This window comes from Streptomyces sp. NPDC031340, assembly GCF_055569945.1.
Map to the genome: position 1 here is coordinate 22,940 of NZ_JBVIIE010000057.1, position 23,581 is coordinate 46,520.

Consider the following 23,581-nt stretch of genomic DNA (forward strand, 5'->3'; position numbering starts at 1 on the left):
CCGACCGGGCACCGCGGACGCTCACCGGCAGCAGCCCGGACTACCAGGTGTAGTCCGGGTTGACGTGCATGCACTGCTTCTTGTCGGACCCGTTGATGGCCTGCGCCGAGTCCGGGATCGAGTCGTCCTCCTGCTCGGCGGTGTACTTCGTGCCCGAGCGCCAGTCCGCGCCGACGACCAGGGTGACCCCGGAGACGTCCGTGGACTTCTCCACCGACGACAGCGGGACGCCGAGCGCCTTGGCGACCCGCTGGGCGTCGCCCTCCAGGTCCGCGCTCGGGTAGCGGATCACCGTAGTGGCCTCGCTGGGGGCCACCGAGGTGTCCGCCGCCGCCTGCGTGAAGCCCTTGCCCACCAGCAGCCCTGCGACGTCGGACGCCCGTCCGCCGACCGGCGCCTCGGTGTCGGTGCGGGTGCCGTTCTGCACCCGCACCGCGATCTCGCCGTCCGCGGCGGCCGGGTCCGAGGACGTCTCGTCCTTCGAGGACTTCTTCTTGTCCTTGCCGTCGAGCGCGATGTCCTCGCGGATCAGCCGGAACAGCTTCGCCGCGTCACCGGGTCTGGGCACCACCCGGCCGCTGTTGCTCGCCGAGTACTGCCACGGCATCGTCGTCATGGTGATGCGCTTGGTGGGGACCTTCTTGAGCTCCTTGCTCAGGTCGTACAGCTTGGCCACCGTGCCGAGGCCGTCGTCGACGGTCAGCGCCTCGGTGGCCGTCTCGGCGAGCTTGCGCAGCTTGTTCGGACTGCTGAGGGTGGCGTTCTCGCGCAGCTCGCGGACCATCGCGTTCATGTACTGGTGCTGGGCACGGGCGCGGGCGATGTCGGTGTTGTCCTCGAAGCCGTACCGGGTGCGCAGCCACTGCAGGGCCTGCTCGCCCTTGATGTACGTCGTGTCCTTCTTCAGTTTCAGGCCCGAACCGTGGCCGGTGGAGGTGTGGGAGTAGATGTTGGCGTCCACGCACACCGGCACGCCGCCGATCGCGTCCGCCATCGACACCACGCCCGCGAAGTCGATCATCATGAAGTGGTCGATGTGGATGTCGGTGAGCTTCTCCCAGGTGGCGACCGTGCACCCCGGCCCGCCACGGCCCAGCGAGTCGTTCGTCATCGCCTGGGTGAGCGCCCCGTAGACCTTGCCGCTGTCCGGATCGGTGCACTCGGGGATGTCGACGAGCGTGTCGCGGGGCATGCTCACCACCGACATGTTGGTGCGGTCCGCGGACAGGTGCAGCAGCATCTGGACGTCCGCGCGCGGGGCGGTGTTGTAGGTGTCCTTGGCGCCGCCGAGTTTCTGGTTCTCCTTGCTGTTCCGCGCGTCCGAGCCGAGCAGCAGGATGTTCAGCTGGGTCTGCCCGGCCGCGTTGGCCTTGGGCTTCGCCGCCCGCTCCTTCTCGTCGCCGATGTTGAGGTCGTCCCTCTTTATGTTGCCGTTGAGGTGCTGGTAGTAGAGATATCCGGCACCCGCGGTGCCCAGTATCGCCACCGCCAGGACCATCGCCGACCAGCGCAGGACGCGCCGTCTGCGGCGCGGCCGGGCACCGCCGGGGCCCGCTTCGCGCGGCCCGCCGCCATCCCCGCCGTGCCCGGCCGACGTGTCCTGGTCCTGGACCTGGCCCCGTTCCTGGTCCCGTTCCTGTTCCTGGTCCCGCGGTGCGAGGGACATGGTGTCCTCGACCGTGGGGACCTCTCCGCGCACACTGCTACGCGTCAACTCCCTGTCCTTTCCACCCCTGCGCCGGCATCGCGCCGTGGATCACCGAGACCGCTCGGTCGGGAGCGTGTGCGGGCCTCGTTTCCACCGTGGGACGTGGGACTGCCCGGGGCTCTCGGACGTGAGCGCGCCTCATCATTCTGCAACCGGTTAGGAGTTCCCTGTGGGTCACCGGGCGAAGGCCGGATCCCCGTGCGTACCGGCCTCGACTCGAGCACGCGTCGTCGCACGCGTCTTCTGCACCGATCTACCCTGCTTTCAGCCCGGTTGGGCACCCCAGAACGCCACGGCACAGGTCCGCCGTACGTCCTGGAGACACACGACGGGCCCGTGAGGTTGCGCTGCTGCCGGAGGTTGCGTCGTTACCAGCGGTAGGGTGCGTACACGTCCATGCACGGGCTCTTGTCCGAGCCGTTGATGGCGTCGGTGCCGCTGGGCAGGTCGCCCGCCCGGGGCGTGGACTGCTTCGGGTACGCGGTGCCCGCACGCCAGTCGGCGCCGACGACGACCGTGACCCGGGAGACGTCGGTCGACCGCTTCACCGAACTCAGCGGGATCCCCAGCGACGTGGCGACCCGCTGGGCGTCGCCCTCCAGGTCGGCGCTCGGGTAGCGGACCACCGTACGGTCCTCGGACAGGCCCGCCGTGGCGTCCTTCGAGGCCTGCGTGAAGCCCTTCCCCACCAACTCCTGGGCGATCGCGCCCGCGCGCCCGGAGACCGGGCCGAGCGTGGCGGTCGCGGTGGCGTTCTGCACCGTGACGCCGATCTCGCCGTCGGGCACCGAAGGGGCCTTGGTGGCCTTGTCCTTCGAGGTCTTCTTCTTCGAGTCCGACTTCTTGCCCTTGTCGTCGAGGGGCACGTCGTCGCGCAGCATCTGCCACAGCTGTTCGGCGCTCGCGCCGTCCGGCACGACGTGGTCGGCGTTGCGCGGGTCCGGGACGTTCGGCATCGTCACCGAGGTGATGCGGTCCGTGGGCACCGACTTCAGCTGCGTGCCCAGGTCGTAGAGCTTCTTGACGGTGCCGATCTCCTCGGAGACCGACAGCGACTTCGTGGCCGCCTCGGCGAGGTCGGTCAGCCGGCCGGTGTCGGTGAAGACGTTCTGCTCCTTGAGCTTGCGGATCATCGAGTTGAGGTACATGTGCTGGGCGCGGGCCCGCATCAGATCGCTGCCCCAGGCGTGCCGGGTGCGCAGCCACTGCAGGGCCTGCTTGCCCTTGACCTCGTGGGTGCCATGCGTCAGCTTCAGGCCGGAGCCGCCGGGCACCGCGGCCGTCGGGTGGTCCCACACGTTCTGCTTCACACACACGTCGACGCCGCCGACGGCGTCGGCCATCCGCACCACGCCCGCGAAGTCGATCGTCATCCAGTGGTCGATGTAGACCCCGGTGAGGTTCTCCCAGGTGGCCAGCGTGCAGCCGGCGCCACCGCGGGCCAGCGAGGTGTTGATGATGTCGGTGACCGCCGGGTACACCTTGCCGCTGTCGGGATCGGTGCACCTGGGGATGTCGACCCGGGTGTCACGCGGGATGCTCACCATCGCGGCGCTCTTGCGGTCCGCGGACAGGTGGATGAGCATCTGCACGTCGCCCAGCGGCGGGCTGCCGCGGTCGTACTTGGCGCCGCCCAGTTTCACGTTCTCGTCGGAGTTACGGCTGTCCGAGCCGATCAGCAGGATGTTGAGCGGCGTCTGCCCGGCCGCGTTGGCCCCGGGCTTGTGCGCCCTGGAGTCGCCGCTGCTGCGCTGGCCCTTGTGGAGGTTGTCGTTGAGGTGCTGGTAGTACAGGTATCCGGCGCCGGCCGTGCCGAGTATCAGCACCGCCAGAGTGGTCGCCGACCATCTCAGCGCCCGCCGCGCCCGCTTCGGCGCGCCCCGGCGGCGTCCACCGTGCCCCGCGGCCCCGGTACCGGACATGCCCGGTCTGCCGGAGCCGTCCGCCTCCCGCGTGTTCCCCTCGTAGGTGTCCCCCCGGCCGTCCGAAGCCCGCGGAACGCCCCCTCGCGTCCCCTCCCCACGCACACCGCTCTGCGTCATTCCCCCGCCTTCCCCAGCCGCACCCCGCCGAACGGGCCTGTCGTACGTCCTGTTAGACGCACGACAGGCCCGTCAGGTCACTTGGCGCACTCGACCTTGTCGGCCGTCAGCTTGTTGTCGACCTTCGGCGCCTTGGCCGCCGCGGAGTACGACTGCCCCGCTCCCGGGAAGTCCTTGCCCAGGGTCAGCGTCATCGCCGGCAGCCCCTGGTCGTTGGTCACGCTCTTGCCCGGCTTCATCTGCGCGCCGGACAGGCCGAGGATCGCGGCCAGCCGCCGGGCCTGGTCCGCCTGGTCGGGGGCGTACTCGAGGGTGGTCTTCGCCTGCTCGCCGTCCGCGTTGCCCGCGTTCTCGGACTTCAGCACGCCCGCGTCGTTCTGCAGGTAGCTGAGCTCGGCCTGCGCGCTGCCGGCCACGGCACCGCCGTTGAGGATCCGCACCCGCACCTCGGAGGCGGCGGACTTGGTGCCCTTGAGGCGGGCGGCGACGGCGGCGGCCTCCTTCTTCTTCTTGGCCTTGACCGCGGTGAAGGAGACGTCGTTCTTGATCGCGTCGAACACCTGCTGCGCCGCGCCCGGCCTCGGCACGACGGTCACCTTCACCGTCTCGGCCGGGTTGTCGTCCACCGGCACGGTGGTGAACGTCAGGTTCTTCGGATTGAGCTTGCCCAGTTCCAGGCCGAGGTCCTTCAGCTTGCCGATGCTGTCGAGGTTGGAGTCGACGGTCAGCGCCTTGGTGCCCGCCTCGGCGACCTTCATCATCTTCGTCGGGCTGGTGAGCGTGTCGTTCGACTTCAGCTTGCGCATCAGCGCGCTGAGGAACTGCTGCTGCAGCGTGATCCGGCTCAGGTCGCCGCCGGTGCCGACCGCGTGCCGGGTGCGCACGAAGGCGAGCGCGGTCTCGCCCTCGATGTGCCGCGTGCCCTCCTTCAGGTTCAGGTGCGAGTCCGGGTCGTTGATGTCCTTGCCGATGCAGACGTCCACCCCGCCCACCGCGGTGGTCAGCGTCTTGATCGCGTTGAAGTCGGCGACCATGAAGTTGTCCGGCTTGATGCCGGTCAGCTCGGTGACGGTCCGGGCGACGCAGCTCGGCGTGCGGTCGTCCTGGCCGAGGCTGGTGTTGAAGCGGACGCCGGTCGTGCCCGCGATGACCTTCTCGGTGCCGTCGGCCAGCTTGGTCGGGCAGTCCGGGATGTCGGTGATCAGGTCGCGGGGGATGCTCAGCGCCGTCGCGTTCGAGCGGTCCTTGGAGAGGTGCAGCAGGATCGTGGTGTCGGCGTGGCCGACGCTGTCCTTGTCGCCGTACTTGTCGTTGCCCTTGCCGGTGCGCTTGTCGGTGCCGATCAGCAGGATGTTGATCGCCTTGCCCTTGCTGAAGCCACCGGTGCTCGCGCCGTCGTCGGAGACGGACGTGATGTTGTCGTTGAGGTGTTTGATGTACAGGTAGGCGCTGCCCGCCGCGGCGAGCAGCACGAAGGCCATGGTGCCGCCGGTCCACAGCACCACGCGCTTCGCCTTGTTCTTCTTCTTCGCCGGCCGGCGGCCGCGCCGGCCCGGCAGCGGCTCCTCCGGCTCGCCCCGCCGCCTGCGCGGAGCGGGGACGTCCCGTCCGGGCGCGCGCTCGGGAGCGACCGTACGGCCCTCGGCTCCGCGTCCGTCGGCTCCGCGACCTTCGGCGCCTCGGGCGCGCGTGCCACGACCGCCCGCGTCGGCCGGAGCCGATCTGCGGGGGCCGGGAACCGATTGCGCTCCGGAAGGGGTCAGTCGCAATTCGTATTCGCCGGTGTCCGGATTGAGCACCCACTGGTCTGCGGGGTCAATGTTGTCCGCCCGCCCACGGCTTTGCGCGTCCACGGTTGTCCAAATCCTCCGTCAGGGCCACGCGGCGCCTTCCCCCTCAAAGGCGCTCGGGTCTCGGTCACGCAGTGCCAGGCCCCGGGGATGTCCTCGCGGCCGGATGATGCACCGGATCGCTCACACTATCCGCCCAGTTCGTCATGGAGCGACGACGGTGACAAATTCCACGTCCCTACAACTGGGCAATCCGCCCATTTCCGTGGACTTTCTTGACACGGCTGTTCGCTGCCTTGGGGTCCGCTTTACTCGCGGGCGTGCCCGGCGGCGGTGTTCCGCGGAACGCGGGTGGGGGAGAACTGCCGTCCTCGGGGTAATCGTTCGAGAGGGGTATGCGCGTCCGCACCCGAATCGACCTACGGGTGCACGGAGGAACGGGTGGCCGAATTAGGTATTTTCGTGGCCTAATGCTGCGAATTTTCCTGGCCGGTCGTCATCAGCGCGTCGTTGCCCGGTCGTTCGAACGGTTCTTCCGCCCCGGGGTTCCACCGGCCGGCCGCGCCCGCGCCGTGGGCGTACGACCTCCGCGGCGCGGTCGGGGACCGCATCTGTCGTGGGGAGATGTCGTGCAGGCCCCGCGCGGGGGCGTACCGGCCGCGCGGGCTCGCCGGGCCCGGCCGGCGGTGAACGACGGCGTGGCCGAGCGCCCGCCCGCTCGGCGTCGAGGGGCATCCGCCCCGGGCAGCGCCGCTCCGGCGGCCTCGCCGCGGGTCCGGCCCCCTGCAGGCGTGCAGGCGTGCGGGCGTGCGGGCGTGCTGGTCCCGCGACCATGCCCCCGGGCGTGCGCCGACGCGGCCGGTGCTGCCCCGGACGGGTGACCGCGCCGGCCGGCGGCCCCGGTCAGCGGCGTACGACCGTCACCCGCTCGCTCTCCACCCGCTTCGCCAGCGCCTCTTCCCCCAGCCGGTCCAGGTTCCGGCACAGCACCACCGACCCCCCGGTGGCGAGCGGCGCGTACAGCCCCGCGTTCAGCCCCTCCCAGGTGTCGTACGGCAGCCCCGACAGCAGTCGCGAGCCCGGCCCGGTCAGCCCCAGCCCCGGCGCCTCGGCCGCCGCCCGCTCGACCACCTCGGCCGCGCTGAACTCCCGCCCGGCCACGATCAGCGCGGGCTCCTCGGGAGCGACCGGGGCGAACGGCATGAACCGGTCGCCCTGCCCCGGCGCCTCGACGGCGTAGTCGGCGAAGCCGGCCGGCGGCTGCGGGAACCGCCCGCCCAGCGGCCGCAGCGCCAGCGCGATGCGCTCCCCGCCGCACGCCCGCGCCCGCTCCAGCATGTCCGGCCCGCTCACCACGACATCGGCCGCCGCCGGGTCCCCGGCCACGTCCGCGACCACGCCCACCGAGGCGCACGCCAGCAGCCACACCGCCGCCTGCCAGTGCGCGGGCAGCAGCAGCGCGACCCGGTCGCCGGGCGCGGCGGCGAGGTCGCCCTGGAGGAGGTTGGCGGTCTTGGCCACCCAATTGGCGAAGGTGGCCACGGACAGTTCGACCCGTTCCCCCGTGGCGTCGTCGTAGAACGTCACCAGGGGGCGTCCGGGGTCCGCGGCGAGCGCGGAAGACAGCAGGTCGGCGGGGGTGCGGTCGCTGGCGTTCACCCGGGCAAGCGTACGCGGGCGCCGGGCCCGGCACCGGGCGGCGGGGCCACCGGTTCGGAGGAACGGCAGCCGACGGCCCGTCAAGTCCCGGATGGACAGGTATGGGTGGGTATGTTCAATATCCGGAACATGCGTGGATTCCTTGTTTCCTCCATCGGCGTCACCTGTGCGGCCGCCCTCGCCCTTCCGCTCACCCCGCCCGCGGCTGCGGCGCCGGCCGGCCCGGCGCCGGGCGGCGCGGCGTCCGTCCCGGCCACCGCCCGGTCCGGCGCCTCCGCGACGTCCGCCGGGTCCGGCGCCTCCCCGGCCTCCGCCCGGTCCGGCGCCTCCGAGACCTCCGCCCTCCCCGGCAGCACCGAGTCCCTGCGGCTGGCCCCCCTGGCCCGCAGCCGCGGCTCGGCCACCTCCACCCCCGCCACCGAACAGGGGCTCCGCCGCCGTGAAGTACGGCACTTCTCCCTGGTCGGCGTCGTCTGGGACGACCCGGACACCGACCTGCACGGCCGGGTCCAGGTCCGCACCCGCGCCGCCCGCACCGGCGCCTGGTCCGGCTGGCAGGCCCTGCAGACGCACAACGACGACGCGGCCGACCCCGGCGCCGCCGACCGCGCCTCCGGCCACGTCCGCGGCTCCACCGCGCCGCTGTGGGTGGGCGACTCGGACGGCGTGGAGGTGCGCGTCAGGGCGGAGGGCGCGCCGCATGCCGGGGAGAGCGTCCGCGGCTCCCACGCCGAGCCGGGCGCCTCCCCGCTGCCCTCGGGCCTGCGCCTGGAACTCGTCGACCCGGGCGACGCGTCCCCCGCGCGCGGCGCCGCCCCGACCGTGCCCCGCGGCGCCCCGGCCGCTGTCCGCCCGCTCACCGGACCGGCCGTCGCCGCCTCCGCCGCCAACGCCGGACTCGCCCCGCTCGGCGCCACCGTGATCCCCGCGCTGGACAGGGCCGCCACCGTACGGGAGCTGTCGGCGCTCCGGGCGGGCGCGCTGACGTCGAGTCAGCGGGCGAAGCCGTACATCGGGCCGCGTCCGAGGATCGTCACCCGGCGCGGCTGGGGCGCGGACGAGGGGCTGCGCCAAGGCGGGTTCGTCTTCACGGACAAGGTGAAGGCGGCCTTCGTGCACCACACGGCCACCGGCAACGGGTACCAATGCTCCCAGGCGGCCTCCGTCATCCGCGGCATCTACCGCTACCACGTCCGCAGCATGGGCTGGCGCGACATCGGCTACAACTTCCTCGTCGACAAGTGCGGAAACATCTACGAGGGCCGTGCCGGGGGCGTCGCGAAGCCGGTCATGGGCGCCCACACCCTCGGCTTCAACAGCGACAGCATGGGGATCGCCGTCCTCGGCACCTTCGGCTCGCACAAGCCGCCCGCGGCCGCGCTGCGGGCCATCGCCCGGCTGACGGCGTGGAAGCTCGGCCTGTGGGGCGGCAATCCGCGCGGCAAGACATATCTGAAGTCCGCCGGTGGCAATCTCTACCGAAAGGGAAGGAACGTACGACTGAATGTGATCTCCGGCCACCGTGACGGTTTCCTGACGGAGTGTCCGGGCCGGCAGCTGTACCGCAAGCTCGGCACGGCCCGCTCGACCGCGGCGCGCTACCAGGGGCGCTAGGGCCTGTTGCGAAAGTCCTGCCTGCCCCGCCCTTCGGGTGGACGACGGGACTTTCGCAACAGGCCCTGGTCGACCGGGTCCGGGCGGTGCGCCGGAACCGCGGCAGGCCGTACGACCGTCGAAGGCGTCGCACGACGGTCTGCACACACTGGCCGGCCGAAGGACAGTTCGGCCGGTCCCGGCAGGAAGCTGAGACGACAGGTGACAGAAGCGATCCTCCTGGTCGGCGGCAAGGGCACGCGGCTTCGGCCGCTGACGGTGCACACGCCGAAGCCCATGGTCCGGGCGGCCGGGGTCCCCTTCCTCACACACCAGCTGGCGAGAGCGAGAGCCGCCGGCGTCGAGCACATCGTCCTGGCCACCTCCTACCTGGCCGAGGTCTTCGAGCCGTACTTCGGCGACGGCTCGTCCCTCGGCCTCCACCTCGAGTACGTGACCGAGGAGGAGCCCCTCGGCACCGGCGGAGCCATCCGCAACGTCGCCTCCCGCCTCCACTCCGGCCCCGACGACCCGGTCCTGGTCTTCAACGGCGACATCCTCACCGGCCTCGACATCCGCAGGCTGGTCGCCACCCACGAGACGACCGGCGCGGACGTCTCCCTGCACCTGACGAAGGTCACCGACCCGCGCGCCTACGGCCTGGTCCCCACCGACGACACCGGCCGCGTCCTGGCGTTCCTGGAGAAGCCGCAGACCCCCGAGGAGATCGTCACCGACCAGATCAACGCGGGGGCGTACGTCTTCCGCCGCTCGGTCATCGACACCATCCCGTCCGGCCGCCCGGTCTCGGTGGAGCGCGAGACGTTCCCCGACCTGCTGTCGGCCGGGGCCCACCTGCAGGGCATGGTCGACTCCACGTACTGGCTGGACCTGGGCACCCCGGCCGCCTTCGTGCGCGGCTCGGCGGACCTGGTCCTCGGCCGCGCCCCGTCGCCCGCGGTCCCCGGCCGCTGCGGCGACCGCCTGATCCTGCCGACGGCCAGGGTCGCCCCCGACGCGAAGCTGACGGGCGGCACGGTGGTGGGCGAGGGCGCGTTCGTCGCGGAGGGCGCCCGCGTCTTCGGCTCGACGATCCTGCCCGGCGCCGTGATCGAGCCCGGAGCCGTCGTCACCGACTCCCTCATCGGCACCCGCGCCCGCGTCGGCGAGCGCTCCGTGCTCACCGGCACGGTCATCGGCGACGGCGCGGTCGTCGGCGCCGACAACGAACTGCGTGACGGCGTGCGGGTGTGGTGCGACGCGCGGATCCCGGCGGGGGCGCTGCGCTTCTCCTCGGACCAGTAGGCGCGGCAGCCTCGGCGCCGGCGGGTGAAGCAGCCCGTCCGGCGATCGGGGACGGGGCCGAGACCGTTCAGGCCGATGCGGGGGTCCGGGGGTGCAGCCCCCACGCAGGCTGTGACACGGACGCCGGCCCGCGTCACAGCCTCCCGATGTCCCCGCGCGGCATCCGCGGCGCCCGCCGCGGCGGCGTCCGCCCGCTCAGCAGGATCAGCCGGGCCGCCCGGTGCCGCTGCCCCGCGTACGGCTCGAGGAGCTCCAGCATCACGGCGTCGTCCGCGTCCCGGTTCCCGGCCAGCGCCCACCCCACGATCCCCGGCAGGTGCAGGTCCCCCACGGTCACCGCGTCCGGCGCCCCGTGGCTGCGCTGCACGGTCTCCGCCGACGTCCACTGCCCGATCCCCGGCACGACCTCCAGCCGGGCCCGCGCGGCCTCCGGCGCCATCCCGGCCGCCTCCTCCAGCCGCGCGGCGACCCGCACGGCCCGCAGGATCGTCGACGCCCGCTTGTTGTCGACCCCGGCGCGGTGCCACTCCCAGGACGGGATCAGCGCCCACGTCCGCGGCGCGGGCATCACCCACAGCCGGCCGCCCGCCGCGGGCCCCGGCGCCGGTTCGCCGTACTTGCGCACCAGCAGCCGCCAGGCCCGGTACGCCTCGTCGGTGGTGACCTTCTGCTCCAGGACCGACGGGATCAGCGACTCCAGCACCAGCCCGGTCCGGGTCAGCCGCAGCCCCGGCCGCCGGTGCCGCGCCAGGGCCACCACGCGGTGCCGGGGCGCGAAGGCGTCCGGGTCGTCCGCTGCCCCGAGCAGCTGCGGCAACCGCTCCAGCAGCCACTCGGCCCCCGGCCCCCACGCCTCCCCGCGCACCTCGCCGACGTGCGCGGTCACCCGCAGCGTCCCGGGCCCGGCCGGGGTCAGACTGGCCCGCCACACCGACCCGTCGGGCATCGCCCGGAACGTCGGATCGGCCGGCCCACGCCGCAGCGGCCCCAGCACCAGCCCGAGGTCCAGCGGCCCGTCCGGCACCACCGTCCGCACCCGCCCCGCCGCGGCGGCGGGGCGCGGCGGTACGGCGGGCGCGGGCACGGCGGCATGCCCGCCGCGCACCGTGGTACGCGTGGGCCGGCCGGCGAAGCGTCCTGCCACGAATGAAGTCCCGGAATGTCGGAGGTGCCCTGTCGGAGGGGCCCTACGAGGGTAGACGCACCCGGGCGGCCCTCACCGCACCCCTCACCGCACCTGGATGAACGCCTCCGCGTCCCGCTCCGGCCGGGGCCGCGGCTCCTCGGCCGGATGCCCGACGGCCACCGCCCCCATCGGGTCCCAGTCACCGGGCAGGTCCAGCACCTCGCGCACGACGTCCCGGCAGAACATCGTCGACGACACCCACGCCGACCCCAGCCGCTCCCCGGCCAGCGCGACCAGCAGGTTCTGCACGCCCGCGCCGGCCGCGACGACGAACATCTCCCGCTCGGCGCCGTCCCGCCGCGCGTCGCCGTAGCTGTGCGCCCCGTCCGCCACCAGGCACGGCACCACCAGGTACGGCGCGTTGCGCAGCACGTCCCCGCGGCGGACCCGCTTGGCGATGGACTCCTCGGTCTTGCCGTCGCGCCGCAGGTCGGCGATCCAGGCGTCGCGCATCGCGTCCAGCAGCCGGGTCCGCGACTCCTCGGACTCCAGCAGCACGAACCGCCACGGCGTGGTGTGGTGCGGCGCCGGCGCGGTCACCGCCGCGGCCACCGCCCGCCGCACGGCGCCGGGGTCGACCGGCTCGTCGGTGAAGGCCCGCACGGTACGACGCTGGGTGACCGCCAGCCGTACCGCCTCGGAGGTGCCCAGCCGGAACATGTCGTCGCGAGCGCCGCGCACCATGGCCCGCGCCCCCTCCCCGTGCTCCCCGCCGGCCTCGGTGGCCCCGGTGATCACGTGTGCCAGCCCGCGCACGACGGCCACGGGCCGCCCGGCGTCCTTGCCCTTGACCAGGTCGCCGGCGGCGGCCAGTTCGTCGGCCGTGGCGACAACGGTGGCGCTCAGCGGATTGCCGTGCGCGTCCGTGCCGCCGCGCAGGTCGTCCAGCACGCGCACGCCGGCCGCGCCGATGGCGACGTCCGTCAGTCCCGAACGCCAGGGCCGCCCGAAGGTGTCGGTGATCAGGACGCCGACGTCGACGCCGAGGGCGGCGCGCAGCCCCGCGCGGATCGCCCGCGCGGAGGCGTCCGGGTCCTCGGGCAGCAACAGCACCGTCCCGGCGGGGGTGTTGGAGGCGTCGACACCGGCGGCGGCCATGACCAGGCCCTGCCGGTTCTCCACGATGCGCAGCGGCCCGCGCCGCGCCACCACCCGGACCGTCTCGGCGTCGATGGCGGCCTCCCGGTCGGCTGCTTGGACGACGCGGCCCTCCGCCTTGGACACGATCTTCGAGGTGACGAGCAGTATGTCGCCGTCGGCCAGGCCGGGCTCGGCGGCGGCGATCAGCTTGGCGAGGTCGTCGCCGGGGGCGACCTCGGGCAGTCCGGGTACCGCCCAGACCCGGTAACCGTCGGCGGGTGTCTCGCTCACGCCCCCCGCACCTCCTCCGCCAGGGCGAGCGCCTCGCGGGCCATCCGCGCGCTCGCGTCGAGGTCGGTCATCATCAGCGGCACCGCCCGGCACCGGATGCCGGCCGCCGCCACCCGCTCCACCGCGCCGGCGTCCACGGTGTCGACGAGCCAGCCGTCCAGCATCCCGGAGCCGTAGTGCTCGGCCACCGCGGCGGCCGTGGACTCCACGCCCACCGCGGCGAGGACCTTGTCGGCCATGCCGCGCACGGGCGCGTCCCCGACGATGGGGGAGAGGCCGACCACGGGCACCCCCGCGTCGGCGATCGCCTCGCGGATGCCGGGCACGGCGAGGATCGTGCCGATCGAGACGACCGGGTTCGACGGCGGGAACAGTACGACGTCCGCCTCCGCGATCGCCTCCAGGACGCCCGGCGCGGGCTTGGCCTGCTCGGCGCCGACCGGCACGACCGCCTCCGCCGGGACCGAGGCCCGCAGCCGCACCCAGTACTCCTGGAAGTGGATCGCCTTGCGTTCGCCGTCGAGCTCCACGGCGACGTGCGTCTCGACGCGGTCGTCGGTCATCGGGATCAGCCGCACGCCCGGCTGCCACCGGTCGCACAGCGCCTCGGTCACCGCGCTCAGCGGATATCCGGCGCCGAGCATCTGCGTCCGCACGATGTGCGTGGCGAAGTCCCGGTCGCCGAGCCCGAACCACTCCGGCCCCACGCCGTACGCCGCGAGGTCCTCCTTGAGGTGGAAGGTCTCGTCGGCCCGCCCCCAGCCCTGCTCCTCGTTGATGCCGCCGCCGAGCGTGTACATCACCGTGTCGAGGTCCGGGCAGACCTTCAGCCCGAAGAGGTGGATGTCGTCCCCGGTGTTGCCGATGACGGTGATGTCCGCGTCCGGTGCGGCCTTCTTCAGGCCGCGCAGGAACCGGGCACCGCCGATGCCGCCTGCCAGAACCACAATGCGCATGAAAACAGTGTCTCAGCCGCCGGGCCGGCTCGTTGCCGGGTGGCCGGACCTGGTGGCCGGACCTGGTGGCCGGACCCGGGCGGCTGGGCCCGGGCGGTTGGGAAGGCCGGTCCCGGGGGCGGGTGCGACGACGGGTCAGGCGGTCACCGGACGCGCCTCGCAGGCGGCGGAGGTGTGCATGGGCATCTCGGTCAGGCCGGGGTAGTACACGTGCAGGCTGACCGCGGGCTCCAGCGCGTCGTTGACGACCTCGTGCACGTAGCCCGGGGCGAACACGCGCTGGGCGCCGGCCCGCAGCGCGCGCGTGCCGCGCTCGGTCCGTTCGGTCAGCGTGCCCTCCAGCAGCGTCAGCACGCCGGAGGAGCGGCCGTGGTCGTGCGGCCCGCTGCCCTGCCCCGGCACCCAGGACAGCAGCCACACCTCGTAGCCCGGTCCGGTGCGCAGCCGGTGGTACCAGCGCGTGGTGGCGTCGTACTGGACGAGGTGCTCCCACTGGGAGCGGTCGGCGGCGATGGAGCGGGCCAGGCCGGCGAACTCGGCGACGGTGGCCGGGTGCTCGCGCGGGGGCTGGAGCAGGTGGGGGACTTCGAGGATGTCGCCGGCGATCTGGAGGTCGCTGTCGCTGTTCATAGGAGTGCGGTGGTTCCTCAGTGGAAGAAGGCCAGAGGGCCGGAAAGACAGAGGGCCAGGGGGCCGGAAGGAACGAGAGCCGGATCGCGGACGACACGGCCGACAGCCGGAGCGAGTGGGCTCAACAGCCGGAACAGCGACAGCTACAGCGAGAGCGGGCAGCACCGTGGGACCCGGCGGTGCGGGTCGAGGTGAGTGCCGGATTCGCGAGCATGCCCACAAGCACATCGGTTCACACCTTCGCTGTCAACCCGAAGCCCGGTTTGTGGGACCTGTTTCACCTCATCCGGTTCATGCGCGAGGCGAAAGGTTTGTCCGGAAGCCGCCCGGGCACATGGGCACCGCCGGGTGCCCGGGCCTCGTTGTGATCCTGTGATCCGAACGTGATCCGGTTTGCTTCGCGGCGCGCGTGGAACGAGATCGAAGCTCTGGGCGTCCTTCCTCGTACAGGCCCGTGTGTGGGGTCGGGGGCCCGTGGGGCCTCGCCTGCATGTCAAGGTTTATGCCTATTTGAACACTTTCCGCATGGCCTTGGTTCCGCAGAGTGAATAAGGGGCCCAATAGCAGATCTCGGCTTGACTCGCCCGGAGCAGCACACTTGTAATTTCACTCGTGTCGTTCAGCCGAAATCGGTTACGGCTACATCACGGGGACGCGAAAAAGACAGAGGGGCGCACATGACCGAGCTGGTGCAGCAACTGCTGGTCGACGACGCGGACGAGGAACTCGGCTGGCAGGAGCGCGCGCTGTGCGCCCAGACCGACCCCGAGTCGTTCTTCCCCGAGAAGGGCGGCTCCACCCGCGAGGCCAAGAAGGTCTGCCTCGCCTGCGAGGTCCGCTCCGAGTGCCTCGAGTACGCCCTCGCCAACGACGAGCGGTTCGGCATCTGGGGCGGCCTGTCGGAGCGGGAGCGCCGCAGGCTGAAGAAGGCCGCCGTCTGATCCGGACGGCTCGCACCCGCACCCGAACCGAACGGCCCGTCGCCGGTTGTCCACAGGCGGCGGGCTGCTTCCATGCACAGCCGATAGTGTGGTCGCTCGTCCGAGACGCCTCACCGCCCCCACCGGCCGCAGGCGTCCACCGCAGTCCATCGAACCGGGGCCCGTACCTCGATGTCCGTGCACAGCCACACGGCAGCTCACGACCACGCTGCCACACCTGAGTTCCCGCGTCATGTGGTGACCGCGGTGCTCGTCTCCCACGACGGCGCCCGCTGGCTCCCCGACGCACTCGCCGGGCTGCTCGGCCAGGAGCGCCCCGTCCAGTGCGTCATGGCGGCCGACACCGGCAGCGCCGACGACTCGGCCCAGCTCCTCACCGACGCCCTCGGCGACGACCGCGTGCTCCATCTCGCCCGGCGCACCGGCTTCGGCCAGGCCGTCGAGGAGGCGAGCCGCACCGCGCCCGTCCTCACCCCCGACGAGCTGCCGTACCTGAAACGGCCGAGCGGCTGGGACCCCGTCACCCGCACCTGGCGCGACGACGCCTACGACATGCCGGAACTGCCCTACGGCGAACCGGTCCAGTGGCTGTGGCTGCTGCACGACGATTGCGCCCCCGAACCCGACGCCCTGGCCCAGCTGCTGCGCGTCGTGGACAACGAACTGGAGCTCGGCCGCGACGACGTGGCCGTCGTCGGCCCCAAACTGCGCGGCTGGTACGACAAGCGGCAACTGCTGGAGGTCGGCGTCACCATCGCCAACTCCGGTCGCCGCTGGACCGGCCTGGACCGCCGCGAACAGGACCAGGGCCAGCACGACCACGTGCGGTCCGTGCTGTCGGTGTCCACCGCCGGCATGCTGGTGCGCCGCGACGTCTTCGAACGGCTCGGCGGCTTCGACAAGCGGCTGCCCCTGATGCGTGACGACGTCGACCTGTGCTGGCGCGCCACCGCCGCCGGCCACCGCGTCCTGGTCGCCCCCGACGCCGTCGTACGGCACGCCGAGGCCGCCTCCCGCGAGCGCCGCACCGTCGACTGCGTGGGCCGCACCGCCGCCTCCCCGCACAAGGTCGACAAGGCGGGCGCCGTCTACACCCTCCTCGTCAACGCCCGCACCGCCGCGCTGCCGTGGGTGCTGCTGCGCCTGGTGCTCGGCACCCTCGTGCGCACCGTCGCCTACCTCGTCGGCAAGGTCCCCGGACAGGCCCTCGACGAGATCCGCGGCCTGCTGGGCACCCTGCTGCGGCCCGAGCGGATCATCGCCGGACGGCGCAGACGCGGTGCCCCGCAGATCGACAAGGGCGAACTGCGGGCGCTGTTCCCGCCGCCCGGCGCCACGGTGCGCGCCACCGTCGAACAGGTCGCGGGCGACCTCGTCGGCCGCTCCGACCCCGAGGTCACCTCCGGCGCGGGACGCCACGGCGGCGGCATCGAGTCCGGTCCCGGCGGCGACGACGCCGAGTTCCTGGAGATCGAGCAGTTCGCCCGGCTCAAGCGCATCGCCCGCAAGCCCGGCCCGATGCTCTTCCTGGTGCTGCTGCTCGTCTCCCTGGCCGCCTGCCGCGCGCTCCTCGGCGGCGGCGCGCTCGCCGGCGGCGCCCTGCTGCCCGCCCCGGCCGACGCAGGCGAACTGTGGTCGCGCTACCTCGACGCCTGGCACCCGGTGGGCGCCGGCGGCACCGCGTCCGCGCCGCCCTACCTCGCGATCGTCGCGCTGCTCGCCTCCGCGCTGTTCGGCTCGACCGGGCTCGCGGTCACCGTCCTGCTCGTCGGCTCGGTGCCGCTGGCCGGCTGCACCGCGTACTTCGCCTCCCGCCCGCTCGTCGAGTCGCGCCTGCTGCGCGCCTGGGCGGCCGTCTTCTACGCCTTCCTGCCCGCCGCCACCGGCGCGCTCGCGGGCGGCCGCATCGGCACCGCCGTGCTGGCCGTGCTGCTGCCGCTGCTCGCCCGGGCGGGCGTCGCAGCCGCCGGCCTGGCCAACGCCTCCGGCGCGCGCGGCAGTTGGCGCGCCACCTGGGCGTACGCGCTGCTGCTGACGATCACCACCGCGTTCACGCCGATCGTGTGGCCCGTCGCGCTGGTCCTCGGCATCGCCGTGCTGGCCGTGCGCCGCGCCGACATCACCCCCTACGCCCTGCGCTTCCTGGCCCAGCTCGGCACCCCGCTGCTGGTCCTCGCGCCCTGGTCGCTGTCCCTGCTGCCGTTCGGCTTCTTCCAGGAGGCCGGCCTCGCGTACGGCGCCTCGGCGGCCTCCGCGCTCGACCTGCTCGGCACGAGCCCCGGCGGTCCGGGCACGGTCGGCGGGCTCACGCTCATCGGGATCGTGGCGGCGGCGCTGGCCGCACTGCTGCGCTCCGAGCGGCAGTTCGGCATCTGGACGGCCTGGGCGGTCGCCCTGGTGGGCCTCGTCTTCGCCGCGCTGTCCAACGGCTCGGCCTGGGCCGGCCCCGCCACCCTGGTCTACGGCCTGGCCGTGCTGTCCGCCGCCCTGCTGGGCGCCGACGGGGCACGCGCCCGGGTGGCCGAGCAGAGCTTCGGCTGGCGCCAGCCGGTGGCCGCGCTGATCGCGCTCGCCTGCGCCGTGGGCCCGCTGGTGGCCGCCGCCGGCTGGATGATCCGCGGCGCCGGCGACCCCCTCGAACGACGCGACCCGGTGCAGGTGCCCGCGTTCGTCGCCGAGGAGGGCGGCACCCGCGACCAGCCCCGCACGCTCGTGCTGGACAGCGACTCCGCGGCCCACGTCGCCTACACCCTCGTCCGCGGCTCCGGCGCCCGTCTCGGCGATGCCGAACTCGCCGCGGCCGGCGGCGGCAACGGCAGGCTCGACAAGGTCGTCGCCAACCTCGTCGCCGGCTCCGGCGCCGACCAGGCCGACCAGCTCGGCAAGTTCGCCGTCCGCTACGTCCTGGTCCACAAGGGCGCGCCCCGCGAGGTCACCCGGATCCTGGACGCCACGCCCGGCCTCTCGCGCCTGAGCCAGCAGGACGGCGGCGCCCTGTGGCGGGTCGACCAGGAGGTCGCGCGCGCCACGATCGTCGGCGCGTCCGGCTCCGGCACCCCGCAGCCCGTCGCCGCCGGGCCCGTCGAGATCCACACCACCGTCCCGGCCGGTTCCGACGGGCGCGTCCTGCGCCTCGCCGACACCGCCGCCGAGGGCTGGACGGCCACCCTGGACGGCAAGCCGCTCACCCGCACCACGGTCGACGGCTGGGCCCAGGGCTTCGAACTCCCCGCCTCCGGCGGCAAGCTGGACGTCACCTTCGACGACCCGGTCGGTCACACCGCCTGGCTGTGGGCGCAGGGCTCGCTCGCCGTCGTCCTCGTCGTCCTCGCCCTGCCCGGCCGGCGCCGCGACGTCGACGACGACCTCCCCGAGGAGGAGGTCGCCGTCCCCGCCCAGGCCGTCGAGGGCGAGGGCCGCCGCGCCCGCCGCCTGCGCGCCCAGGCCGAAGCCGAGGCCGAGGTCGATGCCGAGGCCGATGAGACGGGCGGCGAACGGGAGCCGGCGGTCCCGACGGCGGAGGAGACTCCGGCGCCGGTCCCGCAGCAGCAGTCCTACGGAGACTGGGACGAGGCCGCCTACGCGGGCGCCGGATACGGCGAGTACGGCGAGCAGTACCAGGGCGCCCAGCAGTACCCGGCCGGCACGTACGACCAGACCTACCCGGCCGACCAGACGTACCCGGCGGACCCGTACCAGGGCGGCCAGGGTGGCCAAGGCGGCCAGGGTGGCCAAGGCGGTCAGTACGACCAGTACGGCCAGTACGACCAGTACGGGTACGGCGACGCGGCACCGGACCAGTACGCGGGGCAGCCGGCGTACGACCCGGCGTACGACCCGTCCTACCAGCAGGGCTACGACCCCGCCTACGACCCGGCGCAGCAGCACCCGCACGCCCCTGAGCGCCCCGACGGGAGTCAGCAGTGAACCGCACCACCCTGTCCCTGATCGCCGGCGCGGCCGCGCTGGCCGCCGTCACCGGATTCGCCTCGCTCACCGCGCCCGGCGCCTCCGGCACGACGGGCGCTGACACCGCCAAGGCGGCCGCCGAGCTGCCCGTGGAGCGCACCAGCCTGGTGTGCCCGGCGCCCAGCTCCTCCGACCTCGCCGACACGGCGTACACGTCGTTCACGCCCGTCACCAAGGGCACCGGCAGCACCGGGAAGGCCGAACTGGAGTCCGCCACCGAACAGTCGGCCGACGGGACGGGCGACACGGGCGGCAAGACCGGCAGCGGGAAGGGATCCGGCAGCGAAAAGGGCTCGGGCAGCGGCAAGAAGAAGGCCGACAAGCCGGTCCTCGCCCCCGAGAAGCCGGGCACGCCGGCCACCGGGGAGACCTCGGGCGGCGACGCACCGGCCCTGCTGGGCACCGCCGAGGGCAAGTTCGCGCCCGGCTGGACCGTGCAGGAGACCACGGAGGTCGCCGCGGGCGCCGGCCGCGGCCTGCAGGGCCTCAACTGCACCGCGCCGGACACGGAGTTCTGGTTCCCGGGCACGAGCACGGACGCCGCCCGCACCGACTACGTGCACCTGACCAACCCCGACGACTCCGCCGCCGTCGTCGACCTCGAGCTCTACGGCAAGGACGGCGCCCTGAAGTCGACGGTGGGCGAGGGCCTCACGGTCCAGCCGCACTCCAGCGAGCCGATCCTGCTGTCCACGCTCACCGACGAGAAGCAGACCAACCTCACCCTGCACGTCAACGTGCGCAGCGGACGCGTCGGCGCCGCCGTGCAGGCCCTGGACGACACGCTCGGCGGCGACTGGCTGGCCGCCGCCACGGACCCGGCGGGCAGCCTCGTCCTGCCCGGTATCCCGAAGGACGCCACGGCCGTGCGCCTGATCGCCTTCGCACCGGGTGACGCGGACGCCGACCTGAAGGTACGGCTCGCCTCCCCGTCCGGGCTGATCACGCCCGCGGGGAACGAGACACTGCACGTGAAGGCGGGCATGACGACCGCCGTCGACCTCGGCGACGTCACCCGCGGCGAGGCCGGGTCGCTGGTGCTGACGCCCACCGGGCAGTCGGCGCCGGTCGTCGCGGCGCTGCGGGTGGTGCGCGGCAAGGGCACCAAGCAGGAGACGGCGTTCATCCCGGCCACCGGCGAGGTCGGCGGGCGCTCGACGGCCGCCGACAACAGCGGCAAGGGCTCGACCCTCTCCCTCACGGCGCCGAACCGCACCGCGCGCGTGAAGGTCACCGCGTCGGCGGGCAGCGAGGGCGGCACGGCGGTGTCACGGACGTTCACGATCAAGGCCGGCACGACGCAGGACGTCGACGCCCCGGTCCCCGACGGCCTGAAGGGCACGTACGCGCTGACGGTGGAGCCGCTGTCCGGCGGCCCGGTGTACGCGGCGCGCACGCTGGCGGCGACGGAGGAGGGGGTGCCCGGCTTCACCGTGCAGACCCTGCCCGACGACCGGGGCACCGTCGCGGTGCCGGAGGCCGAGGAGGACCTGTCGGTGCTCCAGCGGTAGGTGCGAGGCGGCGGGCGGAACGGGAACCGGGGGCGGCGAGCGGGAGGAGAGCAGCCCCCGCCGTAGCCCGGTTCTCAGTCCTTGCCGCAGCGCGGGTTCTCGGTCCTCAGTCCTCGCCGTAGCGCGGATCCACCGTCTCCGGCGTCAGGCCGAGCAGGTCGGCGACCTGCTCGACCACGACCTCGTGCACCAGCGCGGCCCGCTCGTCCCGGCCCTTCGTGCGGATCTCGACCGGCCGCCGGTAGACGATCACCCGCGCCGGCCGCCCCTGCCGGGAGGGGACCGTGCCGCCGAGCGGGACCGCCTCGTCGCTGTAGGGCTGCCCCGGCCCGTCCAGGCGGGGCACCTCGAGAACCAGGAAGTCGATGTCGGCCAGCTGCGGCCACCGCCGTTCCAGACGCTCCACGGAGTCCTGCACCAGGTCCGCGAACGCGTCGGCGCGGCTCGCGGCGAGCGGCACCTGGGGCGGCGCGATCGGGCCGCGCATGCCCCGGCCGTGGCGGTCACGACGGCGGGGCCCGGGGCCGGCGGCACGGGGCGTTACGGGGTTGTCCATCACTGGTGAAGGGTAGTCCCCGCCGGGATTCCGCGCCCGGCTCCACGCGGCGTCCGGCCGCCTCGCACGGCATGTCGCAGGATGACCATTCCAGCCAAGGTTGGGCTCGATTCCGTATCTCTCCGGTATCTCTCCGAGACCGTCGCCCTCAAGGCAAATGACAGGGTTTGTCCCGAGTGGCGACCGGGCGCGACCCCTCCGCGCACCGCGCGGACGGCCGTCCACGCAGGTCAGTGGGGCGGCTCGAGCGACAGTGTGGGGCGTTTCACAGCACGACACGGGGGAGTGACCTGATGGAGAGTCGTCGCGGCCCGCTCAAGAGTGCGGTACCGTCCAACGTCGTGAGCCCTGTACGTCGCTGTTCGCGCACCGCTTGCGGCCGTCCCGCCGTCGCGACGCTGACGTACGTCTACGCCGACTCGACCGCGGTCCTCGGCCCGCTCGCCACCTACGCCGAACCCCACTGCTACGACCTGTGCGCCGAGCACTCCGAGCGCCTCACCGCGCCGCGCGGCTGGGAGGTCGTGCGGCTCCTCGACGGTTCCGCGCCGGCCCGCCCGAGCGGCGACGACCTGGAGGCGCTCGCCAACGCGGTGCGCGAGGCGGCCCGCCCGCAGGAGCGGGCGGCCGGAGCCGGCGGCGGGGCACGCGGGGCGGACCCGATGGAGGTCGCCCGGCGCGGCCATCTGCGGGTGCTGCGCTCGCCGGACAACTGATCGGCCCCCGCCACGACGTCTCGCGAAACGTTCCGCTGGGTTCCGCCGGGTGACGTGCCCCGCGCGACACGCGCCGCGTGCCCAACCGTCCCGCGGCCGAGCCGCGCTGACCTGACGTTACGACTGTGGGTCCCGTGCGCCACCGCGCGAAAGACCGTCGCCCGCTCCGGGTAGTTTTGGGGCGACCGACATCACTTCCTGGAGGGCCGGCCGTGACTGCTGATCTGACGCAGATCGTGAAGGCGTACGACGTACGCGGAGTGGTCCCGGACCAGTGGGACGAGTCGCTCGCCGAACTCCTCGGCGCGGCCTTCGTCCAGGTGACCGGGGCCGAGGCGATCGTCACCGGACACGACATGCGCCCCTCCTCGCCCGGCCTGTCGGGCGCCTTCGCACGCGGGGCGGCCGCGCGCGGCGCCGACGTGACCGAGATCGGCCTCTGCTCCACGGACCAGCTGTACTACGCGTCGGGCGCGCTGGGCCTGCCGGGCGCGATGTTCACGGCCTCGCACAACCCGGCCCGCTACAACGGCATCAAGATGTGCCGCGCGGGCGCCGCGCCCGTCGGCCAGGACACCGGCCTGACGCAGATCCGCGAGCTGGTCGAGGAATGGACGCGGTCGGGCGCACCCGAGCCGGTTCCCACGCCGGGAACGGTCACCCGGCGCGACACGCTGCGGAACTACGCGGCCCACCTGCGCTCCCTCGTCGACCTGACCTCCATCCGCCCGCTGAAGGTCGTCGTCGACGCCGGCAACGGCATGGGCGGGCACACCGTGCCCACGGTCCTCGCGGGGCTGCCGCTCACGGTCGTCCCGATGTACTTCGAACTGGACGGCACCTTCCCCAACCACGAGGCCAATCCCCTCGATCCGGCCAACCTGGTGGACCTGCGGAAGCGGGTGCGCGAGGAGGCCGCCGACCTCGGGCTCGCCTTCGACGGCGACGCCGACCGCTGCTTCGTCGTCGACCAGAACGGCGATCCGGTGTCGCCGTCCGCGATCACCGCCCTGGTGGCCGCCCGGGAACTCGCCAGGAACGGCGGCAACGGCGCGATCATCCACAACCTGATCACCTCCTGGTCGGTCCCGGAGGTGGTGCGGGAGAACGGCGGCACCCCGATCCGCACCCGCGTCGGCCACTCCTTCATCAAGGCCGAGATGGCGAGGACGGGCGCGATCTTCGGCGGCGAGCACTCCGCGCACTACTACTTCAAGGACTTCTGGAACGCCGACACGGGCATGCTGGCCGCCCTGCACGTCCTCGCGGCCCTCGGCGGCCAGGAAGGTCCCCTCTCCGACCTCGTCGCCCAGTACGACCGCTACGCCGACTCCGGCGAGATCAACTCGACGGTCGACGACCAGGCCGCCCGCCTGGCCGCGGTGCGCGCTGCGTACGAAGGCGCCGACGACGTCGAACTGGACGACCTCGACGGCCTGACCGTCTCCTCGGCCGACTGGTGGTTCAACGTCCGCCCGTCCAACACCGAGCCGCTGCTGCGCCTGAACGCGGAGGCGCGCGACGAGGAGACGATGGCGAAGCTCCGGGACGAGGTACTGGCCATCATCCGCGCCTGACACCGACCCCACCGGCCTGCCTGGCCTGCGCCGGTCTGGCGTGCGCGGCCCGTCCGGCCGGTCTGGCGTGC

General features: G+C 73.3%; 16 protein-coding genes. 7 read left to right on the forward strand and 9 right to left on the reverse strand.

Annotation, left to right across the window (positions count from 1 at the left end):
* Nucleotides 1-40: 40 nt before the first annotated feature.
* The 4 genes from ACZ5GT_RS32880 to ACZ5GT_RS32895 all read right to left on the reverse strand — a co-directional run bounded on the left by ACZ5GT_RS32880 (nt 41) and on the right by ACZ5GT_RS32895 (nt 7,199).
* Nucleotides 41-1,714 carry an LCP family protein gene (locus ACZ5GT_RS32880; RefSeq protein ID WP_469033649.1) on the reverse strand — a complete coding sequence of 558 codons (1,674 nt, stop codon included), beginning with the start codon at nt 1,712-1,714 and terminating at the stop codon, nt 41-43.
* Between the two features lie 362 nt (nt 1,715-2,076).
* Nucleotides 2,077-3,750, reverse strand: coding sequence for an LCP family protein (locus ACZ5GT_RS32885; RefSeq protein ID WP_469033651.1), 1,674 nt, complete (start codon nt 3,748-3,750; stop codon nt 2,077-2,079).
* A 77-nt stretch (nt 3,751-3,827) separates the two neighbouring features.
* On the reverse strand, nt 3,828-5,603 hold the full coding sequence (locus ACZ5GT_RS32890; protein ID WP_469033654.1) for an LCP family protein: 1,776 nt from the start codon (nt 5,601-5,603) through the stop codon (nt 3,828-3,830).
* 840 nt (nt 5,604-6,443) lie between these two features.
* Nucleotides 6,444-7,199 carry a TIGR03089 family protein gene (locus ACZ5GT_RS32895; RefSeq protein ID WP_469033656.1) on the reverse strand — a complete coding sequence of 252 codons (756 nt, stop codon included), beginning with the start codon at nt 7,197-7,199 and terminating at the stop codon, nt 6,444-6,446.
* Between the two features lie 129 nt (nt 7,200-7,328).
* Here ACZ5GT_RS32895 and ACZ5GT_RS32900 point away from each other — a divergent pair, with 129 nt between their 5' ends.
* Both ACZ5GT_RS32900 and manB read left to right on the forward strand, forming a co-directional pair.
* Nucleotides 7,329-8,813: a peptidoglycan recognition protein family protein gene (locus ACZ5GT_RS32900; RefSeq protein ID WP_469033658.1), complete on the forward strand. Its 1,485-nt coding sequence runs from the start codon at nt 7,329-7,331 to the stop codon at nt 8,811-8,813.
* Nucleotides 8,814-9,014: 201 nt separating this feature from the next.
* Complete coding sequence (manB, locus tag ACZ5GT_RS32905; protein WP_469033661.1) at nt 9,015-10,097, forward strand: mannose-1-phosphate guanylyltransferase; 1,083 nt, start codon at nt 9,015-9,017, stop codon at nt 10,095-10,097.
* Nucleotides 10,098-10,230: 133 nt separating this feature from the next.
* On the opposite strand, the gene ACZ5GT_RS32910 is transcribed toward manB, so the two are convergent.
* The 4 genes from ACZ5GT_RS32910 to ACZ5GT_RS32925 all read right to left on the reverse strand — a co-directional run bounded on the left by ACZ5GT_RS32910 (nt 10,231) and on the right by ACZ5GT_RS32925 (nt 14,240).
* On the reverse strand, nt 10,231-11,241 hold the full coding sequence (locus tag ACZ5GT_RS32910) for a DNA-3-methyladenine glycosylase family protein (protein ID WP_469033665.1): 1,011 nt from the start codon (nt 11,239-11,241) through the stop codon (nt 10,231-10,233).
* Nucleotides 11,242-11,325: 84 nt separating this feature from the next.
* Entirely contained in the window at nt 11,326-12,654 is a 1,329-nt protein-coding gene (locus ACZ5GT_RS32915; protein ID WP_469033668.1) for a coenzyme F420-0:L-glutamate ligase, read from the reverse strand.
* Nucleotides 12,651-13,610, reverse strand: coding sequence for a 2-phospho-L-lactate transferase (gene cofD, locus ACZ5GT_RS32920; RefSeq protein ID WP_469033672.1), 960 nt, complete (start codon nt 13,608-13,610; stop codon nt 12,651-12,653). Before cofD ends, ACZ5GT_RS32915 begins: the two co-directional genes overlap by 4 nt.
* A gap of 135 nt (nt 13,611-13,745) precedes the next feature.
* On the reverse strand, nt 13,746-14,240 hold the full coding sequence (locus tag ACZ5GT_RS32925; protein WP_469033674.1) for a cysteine dioxygenase: 495 nt from the start codon (nt 14,238-14,240) through the stop codon (nt 13,746-13,748).
* A gap of 677 nt (nt 14,241-14,917) precedes the next feature.
* On the opposite strand from ACZ5GT_RS32925, the gene ACZ5GT_RS32930 reads away from it, so the two are divergent.
* The 3 genes from ACZ5GT_RS32930 (at nt 14,918) to ACZ5GT_RS32940 (ending at nt 20,661) form a co-directional block, all read left to right on the forward strand.
* On the forward strand, nt 14,918-15,181 hold the full coding sequence (locus tag ACZ5GT_RS32930) for a WhiB family transcriptional regulator (RefSeq protein ID WP_003975777.1): 264 nt from the start codon (nt 14,918-14,920) through the stop codon (nt 15,179-15,181).
* A 171-nt stretch (nt 15,182-15,352) separates the two neighbouring features.
* Entirely contained in the window at nt 15,353-19,108 is a 3,756-nt protein-coding gene (locus ACZ5GT_RS32935; protein ID WP_469033676.1) for a glycosyltransferase family 2 protein, read from the forward strand.
* On the forward strand, nt 19,105-20,661 hold the full coding sequence (locus tag ACZ5GT_RS32940; protein WP_469033678.1) for a DUF5719 family protein: 1,557 nt from the start codon (nt 19,105-19,107) through the stop codon (nt 20,659-20,661). Before ACZ5GT_RS32935 ends, ACZ5GT_RS32940 begins: the two co-directional genes overlap by 4 nt.
* Before the next feature lie 106 nt (nt 20,662-20,767).
* Here ACZ5GT_RS32940 and ACZ5GT_RS32945 read toward each other — a convergent pair whose 3' ends face one another.
* Nucleotides 20,768-21,217: a metallopeptidase family protein gene (locus ACZ5GT_RS32945; RefSeq protein ID WP_469033680.1), complete on the reverse strand. Its 450-nt coding sequence runs from the start codon at nt 21,215-21,217 to the stop codon at nt 20,768-20,770.
* Between the two features lie 293 nt (nt 21,218-21,510).
* On the opposite strand from ACZ5GT_RS32945, the gene ACZ5GT_RS32950 reads away from it, so the two are divergent.
* Together ACZ5GT_RS32950 and ACZ5GT_RS32955 are read left to right on the forward strand one after the other, a co-directional pair.
* Nucleotides 21,511-21,933, forward strand: a complete 423-nt coding sequence (locus ACZ5GT_RS32950; protein WP_324783104.1) for a DUF3499 domain-containing protein — start codon at nt 21,511-21,513, stop codon at nt 21,931-21,933.
* Nucleotides 21,934-22,145: 212 nt separating this feature from the next.
* Nucleotides 22,146-23,510 (forward strand): phosphomannomutase/phosphoglucomutase, encoded by a 1,365-nt coding sequence (locus tag ACZ5GT_RS32955; protein ID WP_469033683.1) that lies wholly within the window; start codon nt 22,146-22,148, stop codon nt 23,508-23,510.
* Nucleotides 23,511-23,581: the final 71 nt, after the last annotated feature.